This is a genomic window from Streptomyces sp. NPDC016845 (genome assembly GCF_044332585.1).
Classification (GTDB): domain Bacteria; phylum Actinomycetota; class Actinomycetes; order Streptomycetales; family Streptomycetaceae; genus Streptomyces.
In genome coordinates, this window is sequence record NZ_JBIRPI010000013.1 from 94,804 (window position 1) to 113,314 (window position 18,511).

General features: G+C 72.0%; 20 protein-coding genes and 1 riboswitch. Of the genes, 9 read left to right on the plus strand and 11 right to left on the minus strand.

The window, feature by feature from the left end:
• Positions 1 to 359: 359 nt before the first annotated feature.
• Positions 360 to 1,568 (plus strand): phosphatidylserine/phosphatidylglycerophosphate/cardiolipin synthase family protein, encoded by a 1,209-nt coding sequence (locus ACH4RC_RS27225; RefSeq protein ID WP_398205616.1) that lies wholly within the window; start codon positions 360 to 362, stop codon positions 1,566 to 1,568.
• A gap of 54 nt (positions 1,569 to 1,622) precedes the next feature.
• Here ACH4RC_RS27225 and ACH4RC_RS27230 read toward each other — a convergent pair whose 3' ends face one another.
• The 5 genes from ACH4RC_RS27230 to ACH4RC_RS27250 form a co-directional block, all read right to left on the minus strand.
• The gene (locus ACH4RC_RS27230) at positions 1,623 to 2,909 is read right to left on the minus strand and encodes an LPXTG cell wall anchor domain-containing protein (protein ID WP_398205617.1); all 1,287 of its coding nucleotides are present in this window, start codon (positions 2,907 to 2,909) and stop codon (positions 1,623 to 1,625) included.
• Positions 2,910 to 3,049: 140 nt separating this feature from the next.
• Entirely contained in the window at positions 3,050 to 3,466 is a 417-nt protein-coding gene (locus tag ACH4RC_RS27235; protein ID WP_398205618.1) for an ankyrin repeat domain-containing protein, read from the minus strand.
• The gene (locus ACH4RC_RS27240; protein ID WP_398205619.1) at positions 3,463 to 3,654 is read right to left on the minus strand and encodes a hypothetical protein; all 192 of its coding nucleotides are present in this window, start codon (positions 3,652 to 3,654) and stop codon (positions 3,463 to 3,465) included. The genes ACH4RC_RS27235 and ACH4RC_RS27240 overlap by 4 nt, the downstream gene beginning before the upstream one ends.
• 53 nt (positions 3,655 to 3,707) lie before the next feature.
• Entirely contained in the window at positions 3,708 to 4,049 is a 342-nt protein-coding gene (locus tag ACH4RC_RS27245; protein WP_398205621.1) for a hypothetical protein, read from the minus strand.
• Complete coding sequence (locus tag ACH4RC_RS27250) at positions 4,046 to 4,513, minus strand: alpha/beta hydrolase (protein WP_398205623.1); 468 nt, start codon at positions 4,511 to 4,513, stop codon at positions 4,046 to 4,048. The genes ACH4RC_RS27245 and ACH4RC_RS27250 overlap by 4 nt, the downstream gene beginning before the upstream one ends.
• 275 nt (positions 4,514 to 4,788) lie before the next feature.
• Between ACH4RC_RS27250 and ACH4RC_RS27255 the strand changes: the two genes are divergently transcribed.
• Together ACH4RC_RS27255 and ACH4RC_RS27260 are read left to right on the plus strand one after the other, a co-directional pair.
• Positions 4,789 to 5,262, plus strand: a complete 474-nt coding sequence (locus tag ACH4RC_RS27255) for a hypothetical protein (RefSeq protein WP_398205624.1) — start codon at positions 4,789 to 4,791, stop codon at positions 5,260 to 5,262.
• A 115-nt stretch (positions 5,263 to 5,377) separates the two neighbouring features.
• Positions 5,378 to 6,211 (plus strand): PIG-L family deacetylase, encoded by an 834-nt coding sequence (locus tag ACH4RC_RS27260; RefSeq protein WP_398205625.1) that lies wholly within the window; start codon positions 5,378 to 5,380, stop codon positions 6,209 to 6,211.
• A gap of 41 nt (positions 6,212 to 6,252) precedes the next feature.
• Here the strand turns inward: ACH4RC_RS27260 and ACH4RC_RS27265 are convergent, their stop codons facing one another.
• The gene (locus ACH4RC_RS27265) at positions 6,253 to 6,738 is read right to left on the minus strand and encodes a nucleoside deaminase (RefSeq protein WP_398205627.1); all 486 of its coding nucleotides are present in this window, start codon (positions 6,736 to 6,738) and stop codon (positions 6,253 to 6,255) included.
• A gap of 159 nt (positions 6,739 to 6,897) precedes the next feature.
• Between ACH4RC_RS27265 and ACH4RC_RS27270 the strand changes: the two genes are divergently transcribed.
• From ACH4RC_RS27270 to ACH4RC_RS27290, 5 genes are all read left to right on the plus strand, one after another.
• Complete coding sequence (locus ACH4RC_RS27270; RefSeq protein WP_398205628.1) at positions 6,898 to 7,770, plus strand: endonuclease/exonuclease/phosphatase family protein; 873 nt, start codon at positions 6,898 to 6,900, stop codon at positions 7,768 to 7,770.
• Between the two features lie 103 nt (positions 7,771 to 7,873).
• A riboswitch (cobalamin riboswitch) is annotated at positions 7,874 to 8,003 on the plus strand.
• A gap of 163 nt (positions 8,004 to 8,166) precedes the next feature.
• Positions 8,167 to 9,195 carry a FecCD family ABC transporter permease gene (locus ACH4RC_RS27275; protein WP_398205782.1) on the plus strand — a complete coding sequence of 343 codons (1,029 nt, stop codon included), beginning with the start codon at positions 8,167 to 8,169 and terminating at the stop codon, positions 9,193 to 9,195.
• Positions 9,196 to 9,236: 41 nt separating this feature from the next.
• Positions 9,237 to 10,019 carry an ABC transporter ATP-binding protein gene (locus ACH4RC_RS27280; RefSeq protein ID WP_398205630.1) on the plus strand — a complete coding sequence of 261 codons (783 nt, stop codon included), beginning with the start codon at positions 9,237 to 9,239 and terminating at the stop codon, positions 10,017 to 10,019.
• 33 nt (positions 10,020 to 10,052) lie between these two features.
• A complete protein-coding gene (locus tag ACH4RC_RS27285) occupies positions 10,053 to 11,069 on the plus strand; it encodes an ABC transporter substrate-binding protein (protein ID WP_398205632.1) in 1,017 nt (338 codons plus the stop codon).
• Positions 11,070 to 11,182: 113 nt separating this feature from the next.
• Positions 11,183 to 12,700, plus strand: coding sequence for an alpha/beta hydrolase domain-containing protein (locus tag ACH4RC_RS27290; RefSeq protein ID WP_398205633.1), 1,518 nt, complete (start codon positions 11,183 to 11,185; stop codon positions 12,698 to 12,700).
• A 21-nt stretch (positions 12,701 to 12,721) separates the two neighbouring features.
• On the opposite strand, the gene ACH4RC_RS27295 is transcribed toward ACH4RC_RS27290, so the two are convergent.
• A complete protein-coding gene (locus ACH4RC_RS27295) occupies positions 12,722 to 13,621 on the minus strand; it encodes a helix-turn-helix domain-containing protein (protein WP_398205634.1) in 900 nt (299 codons plus the stop codon).
• A gap of 246 nt (positions 13,622 to 13,867) precedes the next feature.
• On the opposite strand from ACH4RC_RS27295, the gene ACH4RC_RS27300 reads away from it, so the two are divergent.
• Positions 13,868 to 14,155: a hypothetical protein gene (locus ACH4RC_RS27300; RefSeq protein ID WP_398205635.1), complete on the plus strand. Its 288-nt coding sequence runs from the start codon at positions 13,868 to 13,870 to the stop codon at positions 14,153 to 14,155.
• Between the two features lie 120 nt (positions 14,156 to 14,275).
• Here ACH4RC_RS27300 and ACH4RC_RS27305 read toward each other — a convergent pair whose 3' ends face one another.
• From ACH4RC_RS27305 to ACH4RC_RS27320, 4 genes are all read right to left on the minus strand, one after another.
• Positions 14,276 to 15,502 (minus strand): cytochrome P450, encoded by a 1,227-nt coding sequence (locus ACH4RC_RS27305; RefSeq protein ID WP_398205637.1) that lies wholly within the window; start codon positions 15,500 to 15,502, stop codon positions 14,276 to 14,278.
• Between the two features lie 85 nt (positions 15,503 to 15,587).
• Positions 15,588 to 16,346, minus strand: coding sequence for an SDR family NAD(P)-dependent oxidoreductase (locus ACH4RC_RS27310; protein ID WP_398205639.1), 759 nt, complete (start codon positions 16,344 to 16,346; stop codon positions 15,588 to 15,590).
• Between the two features lie 83 nt (positions 16,347 to 16,429).
• A complete protein-coding gene (locus tag ACH4RC_RS27315; RefSeq protein ID WP_398205641.1) occupies positions 16,430 to 17,794 on the minus strand; it encodes an MFS transporter in 1,365 nt (454 codons plus the stop codon).
• An 82-nt stretch (positions 17,795 to 17,876) separates the two neighbouring features.
• Positions 17,877 to 18,461: a TetR/AcrR family transcriptional regulator gene (locus ACH4RC_RS27320; RefSeq protein ID WP_398205643.1), complete on the minus strand. Its 585-nt coding sequence runs from the start codon at positions 18,459 to 18,461 to the stop codon at positions 17,877 to 17,879.
• Positions 18,462 to 18,511 lie beyond the last annotated feature (50 nt).

Here is an 18,511-nt window from a genome sequence, read left to right on the forward strand (position 1 = left end):
TCGTACGGACAGATGAGAGGCGTGGAGACGACTCCGCGGAAACGCATCAGCACGGGGGACCACGAAGCTCCGTGTCGCTGACCTTCCTCGACGCGTGGCTCCCGCACGAGGAGGCCGAACGAAACTCGCGAAACACCCCCGAGTCGTCCGAGTGGCGTCGCGTGCGGTGGAGGTGAGGGGAGGAGAGGAGGGGTGAACTCGTCGGGCGGGAGCGGGCCGGTGGGTTCCGCGGCGCCGTTCACGGGTGGGCGTGGGCGGTGGCTGTCTCCGCGCCGGAAGACCTGGACGCCAGGTGTGAACGAAACGTGACGGGGCATGCGGATGCGCGCCACCGTCTCCGCTCCGACCTGGAGAAACTCATGTCTGTCAGCACCGCGGCCCCCGTTGCCGAACCGGCCTCCGGGAGATCTCAGCCCGATCGGACGCAGCGGCTGCGGCGTCGTATGGAGCGTCTCATCGGCGTGGCCGCGACCGAGGGGAACAAGCTGACGCCCCTGCGCAACGGCGACGAGATCTTCCCCGCCATGCTGCGGGCGATCCGTGAGGCGCGGCACACCGTCGACATGATGACGTTCGTCTACTGGAAGGGCGACATAGCGCGGGAGTTCGCCCAGGCCCTCGCCGGGCGGGCGCGCGCCGGTGTGCGCGTGCGGCTGCTGCTCGACGCGTTCGGCAGCCGCACCATCGAACGGGACCTGCTCGACCTCATGGACGACGCGGGAGTCGACGTCGCCTGGTTCCGCAAGCCCCTGCTGCTGTCCCCGTTCAAGCAGAACCACCGTTGTCACCGCAAGGTGCTCGTCGTCGACGAGGTGACCGCGTTCACCGGTGGCGTCGGCATCGCCGAGGAGTGGTGCGGGGACGCCCGCGGGCCGCACGAATGGCGTGACACGCACGTCCAGGTGGAGGGCCCGGCCGTCGACGGCATCTGTGCCGCCTTCGCCCAGAACTGGGCGGAGTGCCACGACGAACTCTTCGACGAGCGCGACCGGTTCGTGGAGCACGAGCCGAAGGGCGACTCCGTCGTGCAGGTGGTGCGCGGGTCGGCCAGTATCGGCTGGCAGGACATCCAGACGCTGCTGCGGGCGACGATCGAGTCCGCCGAGCACCGGCTGCGCCTGGCCACCGCCTACTTCTCGCCCGACGACCACTTCGTCGAACTGCTGTGCACCGCCGCGCGCCGTGGTGTCGAGGTCGAACTCCTCGTGCCGGGGCCGCACACGGACAAGCAGATCAGCCGGATCGCCGGGCGCCACCACTACCACCGGCTGCTCGAGTGCGGGGTGAGCGTGCGCGAGTACCAGCGGACCATGCTCCACTGCAAGATCGTCACGGTGGACGGCACCGCGTCGCTCATCGGCTCGGCCAACCTCAACCGGCGCTCCCTCGACCACGACGAGGAAGTGATGCTCGCCGTGCTCGACCCCGAGTTCACCGCCGCCCTCGACGCGGACTACGAGAACGATGTCACACACAGTGTGAAGGTCGATCCCGGCCGCTGGGCGAAGCGTCCGCTGGGCTTTCGCGCCGCGGAGGTCGCCACGCGCGCCGTGCAGCACTTTCTATGAGGGTGAGTGTCAGCGGACCGGGGCGGGCGCGGGTGCGCCCGCCCACCGCGTGGATCAGCTGTTGGCGCGTCGGCGCCGTGCGATGACCACTGCACCCGCGCCGAGGGCCAGTGCGCCGGCGGCGATCGCCGCGGTCGGCACGACGTTCGAGGAGCCCGTCGAGGCGAGGTCGCCGCTCCGCTCGTCCGCCGCGTCCTGCACCGGCTTGCCGGAGGTGCCGCCCTGGGGCGTGTCCTTCGGGGTGTCGGTCTCCGGGGTGTCGCCGGGCGTCGGCCGGTCCTTGTCGGGGACCTCGCCGGGCTCGGCGTCGCCCGGGGCGGGCGTCTCGCTGCCGGCGGTCAGCACGGAGAAGTCGTAGCGCTTCATCGGGCCGAGCACGCACGGGTTGTACACGTCCCCCGCATCGCCCGCGAGAAGCCCCCACGCCTTCATGGCCGGGGTGTTGTCGACCAGCGTGAGGCGCAGGTGGAGATCGGTCGAGGAGCCGGGCTTCATCGACTCGAGCGTGGTCGGGTGCTCCTCCATCTGGTCGAGCTCCTGCCACGGCGCGCCGTCGCGCGACCACTGGACCGTCATGAAGTGCTGACGGTCGTTGGTGGCGTCGAGGCGGAACATCATCAGCGGCCGGACCGTCAGGGTGCGGTCGGTGCTGTTGGCGACGGTGACCGTGAAGTCGGTCGTCGTTCCGGCGACGATCTTCTGCGGCAGGCCCTTGGCGAGGACGGTGAGGTCGTCCGTGCGCACGCACTCCCGGGCGGCGTCGAGCGCGGCGTGCGCGTTCTTCTTGTCCTCGGCGGCCTTCTGCTCCGCGTTGGTCAGCCCGTTGTAGTCACGGGACGCCTTGACACGTACGTCGACGATCGCCTCGCGCGCCTTGTCCCGCTCGGCCTCGGCGTCCCGCTCGGTGGCGGCGGCGGTCTCGGCGGCGGTGCGGGCGGTGTCCAGCTCCGTCTGCGCGGCGGCCTTGTCGGCCTCGTCCGCGGACTTCAGCTTCTCCTCTGCGGCGGTGACGGCGTCGTCCGCCGCCTTCCGGTCGTCCTTGGCGGTGGTGTACGCCTTGTCGGCCACGAGGTACGCGGCGCGCAGCGGGTTGGTGTCGTCGTGATCGAGGGCGTCGAAGAGCTCCTTCAGCTTCTCCAGGCCCGTCTTCTTGTCGGCGGACGCCTTCTCGTACGCCGCGTCCGCGTCCTCCGCGGCCTTCTTCAGCTCGTCATAGGTCGGCCGGGCCGTCTCGTCGGCCGCCGTGGGCGCGGCGGCGAACGCCGGGGCGGCGGTCAGGCAGAAGGCGGGGACGACGGCGGCGGTGGCCACGGCGAGGGAGAGAGTGCGGCGTATGTTCACGGGCAGGATCGTACGATCATGAACGGCTTCCGGGCCGCTCCTTTTGGCGCCGTTCAGCTCCGATGGAGGCCGTGAAACCCGGACAGAAGCGGACAGTTGCTCTCGCCGTCTGTGTTTTTTCTGTGAGGTAACCGACCATTTCACGCGCCCGCCGCGGCGGTGAGGAGCGCGGCTGTCTCGGGGTGCGGGCCGTTGCCCGCCCACTGCAGGGGGGTCCATCCGGTGCCGTGGTCCTCGCGCAGGTCCGGGTCCGCACCGTGTGCCAACAACACACGTACCGCCTCGGTGTGACCCCAGCAGGCGGCGGCGCACAGCGGTGTGCCCTCGGCGCCGATCCCTTCGCTCTCGGCGTCGGGCGACGCGCCTGCCGCCAGGAGGAGGCGGACGATCTCCGCCTCTCCTTGCACGGCCGCCGTGTACAGGAGGGTGGTGCCTTCGCCGTTCGTCCACTCGGGGTGGGCCCCGGCCCGCAGCACGGCCCGCGCGCCGGCCGGGTCACCGGCCCGGATCGCGTGGAAGAGGCGCCGGGTGAGCTTCTTTCGCTCGCGCTGCTTCATATGGCGGCCCCTCGGCCGACCTCGCCGTCCCCGGCCTCCGCCCCAGGGGCCGCGCTCGATTCCTGCGGGGTGAGGGGGTTGGCCCGCGCGGTGGTCCGCCACACCCGGACGCGCTCGCCGGTGGCGAGCAGTTCACGGCGGGCCCGCTCGGCGAACGCGTGCGCCCGCATCTTGTCGAACATGTCCATGGCAGCCTCCCCGCCCGTCACGATACCGGGCGGCCGGGCCACGGATCCGGGCGTCAGGTCAGCGATCCCACGACGACCGCCGTGCATACGAAGGTCACCACGATCGTCACCACCATGGCGAACAGTGTGCCTCGCAGCCACCGTGCGAACCGGATGTGGTGGGCCGCCTCCACCGCGCCGACGCTCTCGGCGATGTGCTCCGTCACCATGCGGGCCACGTAGATCTGCTCCCCGAGATACCACTCCTCGAGGTCTCTCCGCTGCTCGTACGTCAGTCCGTCCGTGCGCGCGATGAAGGCGGCGACGCGTTGGCGCGCGGCGCTCAGACGGGCCTCGCGGGACAGGTACGCCTCCATGTCGGCCAGGCCACGCGCGGCCTGTTCACCGGTGTTCACGCCGTCCCCAGCGCCTCGCGCAGGACCTGGACGGCCTGCGCGATCGCCGCCGTCGACGCCTGGGTGGCGCGGACCGGATTCAGCATCATGAAGTCGTGCGGGGTCGCGTTGTAGCGGATGCCGGTGGGAGCGACGCCGGCCCGGGTCAGCTTGCGGGCGTACGCCTCCCCCTCGTCGCGCAGTACGTCGTTCTCGTCGACGGCGACCGGCAGGACGCCGGTGCCGCCGAAGGGGTCGGCGATGCGCACCCGCACATCGCCGGCCCCGGCCCCGGCCCCGGCCCCGGCCCCGGCCGCAACGGTGATCCACTTCTCGTCCACGTCCAGCTTCCCGGCCGGTCCGGCCTGCACCTCGTCGAGCGGTTCGCGGGCGCCCTCGACCCCGAGCTCGTACAGCGGCGGCGGCACGGCGGTCGCGTCGGCGAACTCCTGCGCGGCGGGCTCCAGAACGATGTCGTCGTCCACGGCGTACTCCTAGAGAGGCGAACGGATCCGGTCCGGGGAGGTCCCCCACTCCTAGGACAGAACCTGAAGCCGATTCGTGACATGCCGGGTACGACGCTACGCGGACATGGCCGGGGCCGCCTGGGCGCACCGACAACCAACGTGTCACAAGTTCCGGGAGGCGCTGCCGCCGCAGTGCAAAGAAACCACCATCACATCTCACACGCTCCACCTCCGCCCGGTAGCCTGGACAGCGCTGATGAGCAGCGAGGAAGGGCCGCAGACGAGAGGAACACATGGTCTCCGCAGCACACACCACACAAAGCATCGAGTCCGCGACGGGCACCCTCCAGGAGGAGCTGCACCGCCTGGAGGCCCAGAAGCGCGCGCTGGAGCGCGAACTGGCCGCCGTCGTCGCCCACCTGGGTTCGGTGCAGAAGGCGCTGCGGGCGCTCCAGGACGTGTTGCGGCCGGGCCCCGTCCAGGTGAGTGAAGGAGCGGCGCCGTCCGTGAAGGCGGAGAAGCGCCCGGCCGAGCCGAAACAGGACGCCGCAACCGTCGGAGGCACGTACGGCCGCCTCACCGAGCAGATCCTGGAGTACTTCGCGACGACGGGCGGGGCCGGTGTACGGGCCCGCGACGTCGCCGCCGCGCTCGGGCGGGACACCGACTCGGGCAGCATCAACGCGGTCCGCAGCACCCTCGACCGGCTGGTGGGCACCGACCGCCTGCGGCGCGCGGGGCGTGGCCTGTACCGCGCCGCGGGCTGATCCGCCGGGAACAGCACGGACACTCCGCGGTGTTGCAGGCGACGAGGGACCGGCACCGTCGCACGTCCGCCGCGCCCTCTTACCGAAAGACATATGTCCGCAGGAGGACTGTTCCATGACTGACCGGCCGTTGACGCTCATGGCTGTGCACGCCCACCCCGACGACGAGGCGACCAGCACCGGTGGCGTCCTGGCGCGTTACGCGGCGGACGGCGTCCGCACGGTGCTCGTGACCTGTACCGACGGCGCGTGCGGGGACGGGCCGGGAGGGGTGAAGCCGGGCGATCCCGGCCACGATCCGGCGGCCGTCGCCGCGATGCGCCGTCAGGAACTCGAGGCGAGCTGTGAGGTCCTCAAGATCAGCGATCTGGAGATGCTCGACTACGGCGACTCCGGGATGATGGGCTGGCCGAGCAACGACGCCCCGGGCGCCTTCTGGCAGACCCCCGTCGACGAGGCCGCCGCCCGGCTCGCGGAGCTCATGCTCCACTACCGCCCCGACGTCGTCGTCACCTACGACGAGAACGGTTTCTACGGCCACCCCGACCACATTCAGGCCAACCGCATCACGATGGCCGCGCTGAAGCTGACCGGCCTGGCCCCGAAGGTGTACTGGACGACGATGCCCCGCTCGGGCATGCAGCGGTTCGGCGAGATCATGCGTGAGTTCGGCGAGGACATGCCGGAGCCGGACCCCGCCGAGGCCGAGGCGCTGGCGGAGATCGGCCTGCCCGACGACGAGATCTCCACCTGGGTGGACACCACCGCGTTCAGCGGGCAGAAGTTCGACTCCCTGGCCGCGCACGCCAGCCAGGGCGAGAACATCTTCTTCCTCAAGATGGGCAAGGAGCGGTTCGGCGAGCTGATGGGCCTGGAGACGTTCGTACGGGTCCAGGACACCACCGGCGCGCCCCTGCCGGAGAACGACCTCTTCGCCGGTCTGCGCTGACCGGCCGGGTCCGCGGCCGCACCTGACCGGCGCGGTCGTCGTCAGTCGTGCGACGACCGCTCGGCCAGCAGCCGGTGCAACTCCCTGACCCACGGCGCAAGTTCGGCGACCGGGCCCTCGACGGTCACGTGCGGCGCGATCTCCTGGACCGGCAGGGCTCGCACCGGCGCCTGCGGGCGTCCCCACTCGGCGAGCCACTGGCTCAGCTGGGCCGAGGAGGCGACGTACACGATGCGGCCGAGCCCGACCCAGGCGTGGGCCGCCGCGCACATCGGGCAGTGCTCGCCGGAGGTGTAGACGGTGGCCGCGCGCCGCTCCTCCTCGGAGAGGTGCTCGGCCGCCCACCTGGCCAGTGCGAACTCGGGGTGGCGGGTGGCGTCGCCGGCCGCGATCCGGTTGCGGTCCTCGGCGCGGACCGTGCCCGAGCCGTCCACGAGTACGGAGCCGAACGGCTCGTCCCCGTCGTCAAGGGCCTCGGCGGCCAGTTCCACGCAGCGGCGCAGGTGCACCAACTCGCTCTCGTCCATCGAAGTCCCTTCCGATCACGGTCACTCATCACCGACGTGGGCCGGGTCGATGATCGCACGCCGCGCGCCGGTGACAACGGCTCGACCCGGACGTGTGCCGGTCACACCTTGTCGCCTACTCTCGTGCTACGAAGACCTCATGTGATGGCATGTGACCGCATGTTCGTCCACTCAAGGGAGGCGATGGTGCTCGGACGCGGCACACGTCTGTTCGCGATCGCCATGGCCGCCTTCTGCATCGTGCTCATCGGCCCCAGCGCGCCGAGCGGCGCGCTGATCGCCAAGCCGCTGCCCGCCGATGCCGCCAAGGACATCGTGCCGAACCGGGTCCTGACGTGGAACATCTGCAACCCGTGCGGGAGCGGGCAGAACATGGGCCGGGCCGCGGAGATCGCCACGTATGCGCCGCAGGTGTTCGGGTTGCAGGAGGCGTGTGTCCGTGACGTCGAGAAGATCCGGGACTACCTGGAAGTCTTCTACGGCCTCGTCTACGACGTCGAGTACGGGTCGGTGCTGCGCAACTGGAACCGCTGCGGCGGTCTGCCGTGGCAAGGCGGAGCGTACGGTCAGGCCATCCTCTCCGCGGCGCCGATGACCGACCACGTGAACGTGGAGTACCCCGACGGCGGCTCCGAGGACCGTGGGTACATGGCCGTCACGACCAAGGTGGGCGGCCGCTCCGTCCGCGTCTTCAACACCCACTTCGCCGAGCGGCAGCAACCGGAGATCAGGGCGGACCAGGCCCGCGTGCTCGCCGCCGAGGTCGCCCGCCACGACCACACGATCGTCCTCGGCGACTTCAACGCCGTACCGGACGCGTCCGAACTCCGCCCGATGTGGAGACTGGCCGAGGACGCCGACCCGGCGTGCCGCCCCTTTCCCGACGGCGGCGCCTGCGAGCCGACCACCGACTGGCAGAGCAAGTTCGACTACATCTTCCTCCGCGGAATCGCCCCCCTCACCCACCAGGTCCGCCCGAGCCCGTACTCGGACCACCATCCCCTGCACGCGGAGATCGATCCCGCGTGGTGACCTGAGCGAGACGGACACCGCCTTCCCGCGCCATCGGTGAACACCGCCCACCTGCGCAATCGGTAAGTACCGCCCACCTGCCCCGCCCCTGACTCCGGCTTGCTACGCTTCGGCTGCCTTCCGTGGGGGAAGCCGGTGCGAGTCCGGCGCTGTCCCGCAACGGTGTGCGTGGCCTGTTACGTATGAGTACTGGCCCGCGAGTCCGATCACTCACGGCAGGTGTGCGACCCGTCGACCGCTCGCCGTGGACTGCGAGCAGGGACCGCCGTAGCCCTTCCGGGTTGCAGGTGCCCTGCGTTGCAGCCGTGGCGCCCACCCGGAGGATGTGCGCCCGCTTTGCTCCGCACCGCCGCTGCCCCAGCCCCCGCGGGTGTCTCACGCGCGCGCCGGCGACACCTGCCCACCGTCCCCCTGGTCATCGGGCTCGCGCTCGTACTGGTGGTCTCGCTGGCGTGCGGGGTCGCGCTCGGGGCCACGGGGACGGGTTGGCGGGAGGTGGCGCGGCTCATGTGGGCCGGGCTCAGCGGCGGGAGCCTCACCAGCGCGGACGCGGGGGCCTACACCATCGTGTGGGAGATCCGTTTCCCGCGCGTCGTCCTCGCGGCCGTCGTCGGCGCGGGCCTCGCCGCGGTCGGCGTCGCGGTCCAGGCGCTGGTGCGCAACGCCCTGGCCGACCCCTTCGTGCTCGGCATCTCCTCCGGCGCCGCCGTCGGCGCCAACGCGGTCATCCTGTTCGGCGCGCTCGCCGGGCTCGGCGTCTGGGCGCTCTCCTTCTCCGCCTTCCTCTCCGCGCTCGCCGCGACCCTCATCGTCTACGCGGTGGCCCGCTCGCCTCTCGGACTCAGCCCGCTGCGCCTCGTCCTGACCGGCACGGCCCTCGCCTACGGGTTCCAGGCCGTCACGACCGTCATGGTGTTCGGCGCCGAACGGGGCGAGGCGGCGCGCGCGGCCATGATGTGGCTGCTCGGCAGCCTCGGCGGGGCCACCTGGCCGAAGGTGCCGCTGGTCGCCGCGACCGTGGTGGCGGGCTGGCTGTGGCTCAGGGTGCGGGCGGGCTCGCTCGACGCCCTCGCGATGGGCGACGAGACGTCCGCGGCGCTCGGCGTGCCGCCCGACCGCCTCCGGCGCGAACTGTTCGTCGTGACGGCGGCGGTGACGGGCACGGTCGTCGCCGTGAGCGGAGCGATCGGCTTCGTCGGCCTGATGGTGCCGCACCTCGTGCGCATGCTCGTCGGCGCCTCGCACACCCGCGTCCTCGCCGTCGCGCCGCTCGCCGGGGCCGTGTTGCTGGTGTGGGCCGACGTGTTGTCACGCGTGTTGCTCGCCCCGACCGAACTGCCCGTGGGCGTGGTGACGGCCGCGCTCGGTGTGCCCGCGTTCCTGCTGCTGATGCGGCGCGGCGGCCACGCGCTCGCCGGGCGCTGACACATCCCAGGTTTGCTGAGCGACCCCGAGGAGGAAGACACGTGCGGCTCGACGTAGAAGAACTGTCGGTCGAGGTGGCGGGCGTACGGCTCGTCGACGAGGTGACCCTCGACGTCCCCGCCGGCACCTTCGTGGGGCTCGTCGGCCCCAACGGCAGCGGGAAGTCGACCCTGTTGCGGTGCGTCTACCGGGCGCGACGCCCCGACGCCGGGCTCGTCAGGGTCGACAGCGTGGACGTGCACCGCATGACTCCACGGGCCGCGGCACGGCTGCTCGCCGCGCTCCCGCAGGAGTCGGCCGCGGACTTCGACTTCACCGTCACCGAGGTCGTCGCGATGGGCCGCCTCCCGCACCGCGACCGCACCGCCGCCCGCGACCGGGAGCTCTGCGCGCACGCCCTGGAACAGGCCGGGGTGGCACACCTCGCGACACGTGGCTTCCTGTCGCTCTCCGGCGGCGAGAAACAGCGTGTGCTCATCGCCCGCGCGCTCACCCAGGAGCCGCGCGTCCTCGTCCTGGACGAGCCCACCAACCACCTCGACATCGCCCACCAGCTCGACGTGTTGCGCCGGGTCCGGGTCAGCGGTCCGACCGTGCTCGCGGCCCTGCACGACCTCAACCTCGCCGCCGCCCACTGCGACCTGCTGCACGTGCTGCACGGCGGCCGGATCGTCGCCTCCGGCCCGCCGGACGAGGTCCTCTCCCCCGCGCTGCTCGCCGACGTCTTCGGCGTACGGGCGCACCGGGTGCGCCACCCGGAGACCGGCGCCACCCAGTTCCTGTTCGACCAGCTCCAGCTGGTCCGTGAACCCTTCGCCCCCTGACTCCCTGACCCCCTCGCCCTCTGGAAGGCCCCCGTGCGCAAGCTCGTGTCCACCGCCTCGCTCGGCCTCGCCGCCGCCCTCACCCTGACCGCCTGCGGAGCCGACATCGCCTCCGACTCCGAGAACACCGCCTCGCAGGCGGTGACCGTCACCAACTGCGGGAGGAAGGTCACGTACGACAAGCGCCCCGAGCGGGTGGTGACCAACGACGTCGGCATCACCGAGCTGATGTTCGCGCTCGGCCTGGAGGACCGCATGGCCGGATACGTCATGCCCGCCGACAAGGGCGACACCGACGACCTCCCGTACAAGGCCGCGTACGACAAGGTGAAGTGGCTCGGCAAGGACCGCGTCACCAAGGAGATCGCCCTCGACGCACGCGCCGACCTGGTCTTCGCGGGCTGGAACTACGGGTTCAACGAGAACACACTGACACCCGACGAGCTGCACAAGGCAGGTGTGGACACGTATCTGCTCACCGAGTCCTGCCGCAACGCCGTCACCGGCACCTCGCGGGGCATCATGCCGCCGCTCGACGCGCTCTACACGGACCTCGACAATCTCGGCCGTATCTTCGGCGTCGAGGAGCGCGCCCGGAAACTGGTCGCGCAGTACAAGGCGCGGGTCGCCGCCGTGCGGGCGAAGTCCCCCAAGGGCGCGGACGACACGGCCAAGCCCTCGGTCTTCCTCTATGACAGTGGCCAGGACCAGCCGTTCACCTCGGGCCGCTACGCCGCGCCGGAGCAGATCATCAGCGAGGCAGGCGGCGTCAACCTGCTGCACGACCTCGAGGACTCGTGGACGACGGTCGGCTGGGAGACCGTCGTGAAGCGGAACCCCGACGTCATCCTCATCAACGACTACGGCTCGACGAGCGCCGCGCAGAAGAAGGAGTTCCTGCTCTCGTACCCGCCGCTGCGGAACGTCTCCGCGATCAAGAACCGGCGGATCCACACCCTGGACTACGCCGACCTCGTCGAGAGCCCGCGCAACCCCTCGGCCATCGAACGGCTCAACACCTACCTGCGCCAGGACAGCGACCGTTCCTGACCCGGCCCCGAGCCGCCGCCGGACACCGGTGGAATCGCCGATGCCGGTGCGCCACAACCCCCTCGACACTGCGGTCGCAGCCCTTTGGGGACCCGTATTCACGGAGGCACCTCGTGCGCACATTCGCCCGGTCGTCCCGGCGGTCCGTCACCGCAACCGCGTTGGGGGCGCTGCTCTGCGGCGCCCTCCTCACCACCCCCTCGACCGCTTCCGCCGCGGTCGCGGGCCCGGCCGTCACACTGCCGCCCGAGGGCAGCCACGGCTTCCCGTTCCTCGCCGCCGCGGAGGACCTCGGCTCGTTCGGCTACACCGAGCGGGAGTACTTCCTCTCCGGCACGGCCACCTCGTACGCCAAGTCCGGCCTGTGGGGTTCGGACGGCCGGTGGAAGGTCCGCGCGTCCGGCACCGCCGACTACAAGAGCCGCCTCCTGGTGCGCCGCCCCGCCGACCCGGCGAAGTTCAACGGCACGGTGGTCGTGGAATGGCTCAACGTCAGCGGCCAGCTCGACCTCTCCCCCGACTACTGGTTCCAGCGCGAGGAGCTGCTGCGCCAGGGCTACGCCTGGGTCGGCGTCTCGGCGCAGGCCGTCGGCGTCAACGGCGGCCTCGGCCAGATCAAGGGCCTCAAGGGCTGGGACCCGGCCCGCTACGGCAGCCTCGTCCACCCCGGCGACGCCTTCGCCTACGACATCTTCTCCCAGGCCGGGCAGGCGCTGCGGTCCCCCGACGGCCCGGACCCGCTCGGCGGCCTCCCGGTCAGGACGCTCCTCGCCGACGGCGAATCCCAGTCGGCGGGCTTCATGACGACGTACGTCAACGCCGTACATCCGGTGGCCGGGGTCTACGACGGCTTCATGGTGCACAGCAACAGCGCGATCGCCTCCCCGATCAGCGGTGTGCTCGCCGACACCCTCCTGATGCCGAACCCGTCGCGGATCAGGACCGATCTGTCCGAGCCGACGTTCGTCGTACTCACCGAGACCGACGTGCCCGGCGCCGCGGCCGCCCGGCAGCCCGACACCGACAGCGTCGTGCACTGGGAGCTGGCCGGCACCGCGCACGGCGACCAGTGGGCCTACGACGTCGGCAACGCGACCGTGCGGAAGTCGGCGGGTGAGGCGGCGCCGTCGCCCGACTGCGCCGCCGGTTCGGCCCCGTTCAACGACGGGCCCGGCCACTGGTCGATGAACGCGGCCCTGCGCCATCTGGCCGGCTGGGCGCGCGGCGGCCCGCGACCGCCGAGCGGCCAGTACCTGGGCACCGTCCTGCGTGACCCGGCGACCGGCCTGGCCACCGGCGGTGTCCGGCTCCCGGACGTCACCGTGCCGACCCGGACGCTCACCGGTTCCCGCGACACCACGGACAGCGGCGTCTTCTGCGGCTTGTACGGCGCCCGCGACCCCTGGAACGGCGACGCCGACGCCTGGGACACGCACGACGAGGGCGACCCGTCCGACCCGCGCTTCCCGGCCACCTCCGAGCCCGTGCTCAGCCGCCTCTACCCGACGCACGCCGGCTACGTGGCCAAGGTCCGCGCGGCAGCTCAGGCGTCCGTCGACGCCGGGTATCTGCTGCCCGAGGACGCGGCGGCGATCGTCACCGCCGCACAGAACTCGGACATCGGCGGCTGACCCGTACACCCGCGCCCACGGCTATCCCCACCTCTGACGGTCCGTCCGCCCGCACCGGGCGGGCCGCAGTCCGTCGGTGCCGTCCTCGACGCAGGCTCCCGTCGCCGTACTGGCCAGGCCGACCGACTCGTCGGGCCATGCCCTGACCGACCACGTTCCGGACGGGGTGGTGGCGCAGCCGCCGACGCGCAGCGCGCTCGCCCCGCTGTTCAGGCAGGACCCGGTGGCGTGGTTGCGGACCTGGAAGGCGCCGTGGGGCAGGGCGCGGACCGTCCACCTCTGGTAGCTCAGCCCGTTGCACGGGTAGGTGCGCAGTCCGTGGTCGAGGCTGTGGTCCAGGCAGTGCCCGGTGGCCCGGTTGATGAAGGGCCGCACCGCCTCTGACCGGCCGGGCCGGTCCGCGGGCCCGACGGCCGCCGCGGGCCCGGCGGAGTGCTGCGCCGGGCCCCGGTCGGGCATGGCGAGGAACAGGGTGAGGAGCGCGCCGAGCAGCCCGCCCGCCAGCACGCCGGCGACGGTGACCGTCCAGCGTTCGCGCAACCGCGCCCAGCGGGCGGCACGTACGGGCGTCGGCGTCGGCTCGGGCTTCGGCTCCTGCTCGCCCGGTGCCCGCACCCGTACCGGCACGACGGCGGTGATCTGCGGCGCTTCCGGTCCTGCCGCGCTCTGACTCCGGTCGGCGGCCTCCCACAGCGTCCGGTAGGCGACCGGGTCGGCGCCCAGCGCCCGGCACAGGTCCCTGACGGTGGACCACGGCGGGACCGTGCTGCCGCGCAGATAGCGCGAGAGCGACGAGTCACTGATCAGCACCTCGGCCTCCAGGGACCGCAAGGTCCGCCCGGAGCGCTGCTGCAGGGCCCGCAGCGCCGCGCCCAACCGCTGCGCCGGAGCGACCGTCCCCTCACCCTGTCCGTCGGCCATCGGTGTGGACCTCTCCGTGTCCGTGACGGTGCTTCAGCGGGCCGTCCCCCGTCCCGGGATCGCGGTGTCCCAGCAGGTCGGAACGATAGGGATCCCGACATCCGGGAAGCAACCGGGACGACCTTGCACAGCGGTTCCGGACCACCACAAACTGCGATCACCCCGCCACGGCAGCCCTCCTCGTGAGGCACCGGACGGCCGGACGAAACCCACCCGAGAACGACCAGGCACGACCAAGGAGCACTCATGCGCAAGCCACTCAGGAACGCAGCCACCGCCCTCACCGCGACCGTGGGGGCCCTCCTCATGGCGGTGACCCCCGCCCACGCCGACCCGGACTGGCCCTTCCCCAACGACTGCCAGCGCCACAACTACAAGGCGTACGTGACCTGGGACGGCGAGGGCGGCATGGCCCGCTTCACCTACGACCACACCGACGGTGGGACGAAGAACTTCTACCGCAGCACCTGGGAGAACAGCAGCCTCGCGATCGGCAACGGCTGGGCCAGCTGCATCAACACCGAACAGAGGTAACCACTGGACCGCCGCGGCCCGCCCCGGGGGAATTCGGGCGGGCCGCGGCCTCAGTCGCGTACGGCTTCCGACGCGTACGCGTACGGTCTCAGCGGCGTACGTTCTCAGCCCCGTACGTTCTCAGCCCCGTACGTTCTCACCCGAACGAATGAAGGGCGAAGGGCCGGCCTGGTACCGCACCGTCAGCCGGTCCAGACCGCGGGCGCGGAGCGAGCGCCGCCAGGGGGCGGCGTCCTCGGTGTCCGCGTCGAGTTCGAGGCGCGGGAAACGGTCGAGCAGGGCGCGGAGCGCGATCTCCGTCTCGGCGCGGGCCAGCGGCGCGCCGAGGCAGTAGTGGATGCCGTGCCCGAGGGCGAGGTGCCCGGCCGTGTCGCGTCCGACGTCCAGGCGGTCGGGGTCGGGGAACCGGTCCGGGTCGCGGTTGGCGGCCGACAGCGACAGCAGCACGGTCTCGCCCGCCTTCACCATCACGTCCCCGATCACCATGTCCTGCGTGGGGAAGCGGCGAAGCGCGAGGAGGGCGGGCCCTTCGTAGCGGGCCGCCTCTTCCACGGCCGCCGGGATTCTCGTCGGGTCCTTGCGCAGCGCGGCCAGCTGTTCGGGGTGTCGGAGAAGCGCCCCGACCGCGTTGCCGATGAGCTGCACCGTGTTCTCGAACCCCGCGACCAGGACGAGGAAGGCCAGGCTCAGCAGCTCGTCCTCGGACAGCCGGCCGTCCTCCGCGTCGTGGGCCGCGATCAGACCGGACAGCAGGTCGTCCTGCGGGCTGTGCCGTTTGTGCTCGATGAGCTCCACGAAGAACGCCAGCATGGCGCCGATCGCCTGCCTGCCGGCCTCCGGCCGGTCCGGGTCCGGGGCGAGCAGCACCTGCGCCCACCCGCGGAAATCACCCCGCCTGTCCTGCGGAACGCCGAGCAGCTCGCAGATCACGGAGACCGGCAGCGGTGCCGCGTAGGCGGCCATCAGGTCGGCGCTGCCTTGCTGCCCGAGAGTGTCGAGGAGCCCGTCCGCCATCGCGCGGACGGGCGCGCGCAGCCGCTGGACCCGGCCCGGGGTGAACGCCTTGCCGACCAGCCGCCGGATACGTGTGTGGTCGGGCGGGTCCATGTTCAGCAGGTTCGCGTCGAGGGCGGGCGGCAGGCGCAGGCCGTGGTAGTTGCCCGGGAGCGCGTTCTTCTTGTCCAGTGACAGCCTCGGGTCCGCGAGGCCGGCCCGCACGTCCTCGTAGCGGGTGACGATCCAGGCCGGCTGCCCGTCGGTGCCCTTGATCCGGTGCACCGGCGACGAGGTCCGCAACGTCGCGTAGGCGCCGTACGGGTCGGTGATCAGGTCGTCAGCGAGGTCCATGCCGTCACCCTAGGTGTTGTGCCGCCGCGCGCGTCCGTCCTCCCCGGACGCGCTCGGCGGCACGACCGGCCGCCGCGCTTCTCGTTCAGGCCGAGGCCCCGCTGTCGACGACCAGATCCGTGCCGACCACCGCGCCGGCCGCGGGCGAGGCGAGGTAGAGCACCGCGGCCGCCACTTCCTCGGCCTCCGCGACGCGGCCGAGCGGAGTCTCGGTCTTCATCCGCTCCGCGCGGTCGGCCTCGCTCTCGCCGGGCCGCAGCGACATGGGCGCGGCGGAGGCCCCCGGGCTGACCGCGTTGATCCGGATGCCCTGGTGGATGTGGTCGAGCGCGGCGGCCCGGGTCAGCGCGGAGACCGCAGCCTTCGAGGTGATGTACGCGGCGGCGTTCGGGATGCGCCGGTGTGCGCCCAGGTTGGAGGCGATGTTGACGACGACGCCACCGCCGTTGTCCTTCATGTGCGCGATCTCGTGCTTCATGGCCAGCCACACGCCGGTGACGTTGGTCCGCAGCACCGCCTCCCAGTCCTCCTCGCTCACGTCGCCGACGAGCCCCGAGCCGCGCAGGATGCCCGCGTTGTTCACCGCGATGTCGAGACCGCCGAAGCGCTCGACGCTCCGGCCGACAAGGTGACGCAGCCGACCGGAGTCGGTGACATCGGCGGTGACGGCGACGGCAGTACCGCCGTCCGCCTCGATGAGTCCGACCGTCTCGTCGAGGGAGGACGCGGTGCGTCCCGCGGCGACCACGTTCGCGCCCTCGGCGGCGAAGGCGAGCGCGATCGCCCGGCCGAGTCCGGACCCGGCACCGGTGACGAGGACGCTCTTGCCGACAAAGCGATTCATGACCATGACTCCTGTACGTAAGTTGTGCCTACTTGAAAAGGTGACTTGTTCGTTGTTCGCGTGCGCATATGAGGGTCGAGGGCTTACCGGCCGGCACGGTGGATCACGACGGCCGCGGCGGCGAGGGCCGCTCCCGTCGCGGCGAGGGACGACGCGTCGCCGCCGAGCGAGAGCAGTACGGCGAAGAGGACGGTCGGCCCGCATTCCATCGCCGTGTTCAGCACACCGCCCGCGAGCCCCGACTCCCGCCGCGGCACACCCTCGCTCGCCAGCACCGCGGCCCCCGCGAAGGAGGCGGCGGCCCCGGCCGGCAGCAGCACCAGGCCGGGCAGCAGCGCGTACGCGTACGGCGCCTGCGCGTCGAGCCCGGTGCACGCGAGGAGGACGAGCCCCGCCGCGCCCGCGCCCAGCCCGGCGGCCGTGACGGCTGTCGCCCCGTACCGGCCGATGAGCGGCGCTGCCGCCCGGCCTGAGGCGAGCAGCGCGACGGCGAAGGGGACGAAGGCGGCGGAGACGCGCAACTCCGACCAGTTGCGCGCCTCTTGCAGGTGCAGGGAGAGCACCACGAAGGTGAGCGCGGTCGCGCAGGCGCTGAGCGCGATGGCCGCGAGCGCGAGGACCCGCCGCCGTACGAGCAGGAAGCGGGGCGGAAGGAGCGGGTCGCGGGCGCGTTGCTCGACCGACCAGAACGCGACGAGCAGCGCGGCCCCGCCGAGCAGCGGCGCGAGCACATTCGCCGACGTCCACGGCCGGTCGTCGGTGACGACGAGCCCGTAGCTGGCGAGGGTGATGCCGGCGGTGGCGAGCAGCGCGCCCGGCAGGTCGAGCGTCCGGCCGCGGTCCGGCGCGGTGTCCGGCAACAGCCGGGGTGCGAGCGCGAGGGCCGCGAGCGCCACCACGAGCGGTACGGCGAAGGTCCAGCGCCAGGACAGCGCGGCCGTGATCACCCCGGACAGCAGGTTGCCCGCGGTCGCCCCGAGCACCGAGAGCCCGCCCCACGTGGCCATCGCCCTGCCGTACGCGGCGGGAGAAACGTGGACGGCGCGCAGTACGGCCATGGCGGCCGGGGCGACCAGGGCGGCGCCCGCGCCCTGTGCGAAGCGTGCGGTGAGCAGGGCGCCGAGGCCGGAGGCGAGCGGGGCGGCGGCCGAGGCGGCGGCGAAGAGGGCGAGTCCGGCGGTGAGGGTGCGCCGCCCGCCGTACCGGTCGGCGAGGCGGCCGCCGAGGAGCAGCAGTCCCGCGAAGGGCAGCCCGTAGGCGGCGCTGAGGAGCAGCAAGTCCCCTCGCTGCGCGCCGAGTTCGCGTCCGATGTGCGGGAGGGGTACGACGATCGCGGCGAGCGTGAAGATGAGTGTGGCCTGGACGCTGCCGAGGAGAACGAAGGCGGATCGCCGATGCGCGGCGGTGGCCTCCGTGTTCTCGGCACCGGTCACGTCTCCGGTGGTCATGTCTCCCCCTGCTTTTTTGACCGTTCGATCCATTATTCGGGCACGCGAAAAGGGGCCGGGCGGCTCGTTCCACACGGGTGCCTCAGTCGAGGAGCGACAGCGCCTGCTCGGCCGCGTCCCGCACCCGGGCGGGGTCGTCGGACGCCTTGCCGACGACGCGTACGCCCTGCAACAGGACGAGCAGCATGCGCGCCAGCGCACGCGGATCGCGCTTCTCCGCCAACTCCCCTTGCGCCTGCGCCCGTACGAGTGCGGAGTGCAGCGGCGTCTCGATGTGCTCCCAGCTGAGCTCGACCTTGCGCGCGGCCGCGGGGTCGTGCGGGGCGAGTTCGGCCGCGGTGTTGGTGATGAAGCAGCCGTTCAGCCGCTTGTCAGGGGAGGCCGCCTCCGCCGCGAAACGCCGCACCACCGCTCGCACCGCGGGCAGCGCCGGGCCCGGCTGGGACAGTTCGGCGAGCAGGAGCGGGTCGCGCGACTCGGCGTACCGGTCCAGCGCCTTCAGGTACAGCTCGCGCTTGGTCCCGAAGGTCGCGTACAGGCTGGCGCGGCCGATACCGAGGTGCTCGACGAGGTCGGCCACCGACGTCGCTTCGTAGCCGCGGCGCCAGAACAGCTCGAGGGCCGACTGCAGCGCGGCGTCCGGATCGAATTCCTTGGTCCTGGCCATGACGAGGACCCTAGAGCTATCGAGAACGATCGGTCAAGTACCTGCGGGTG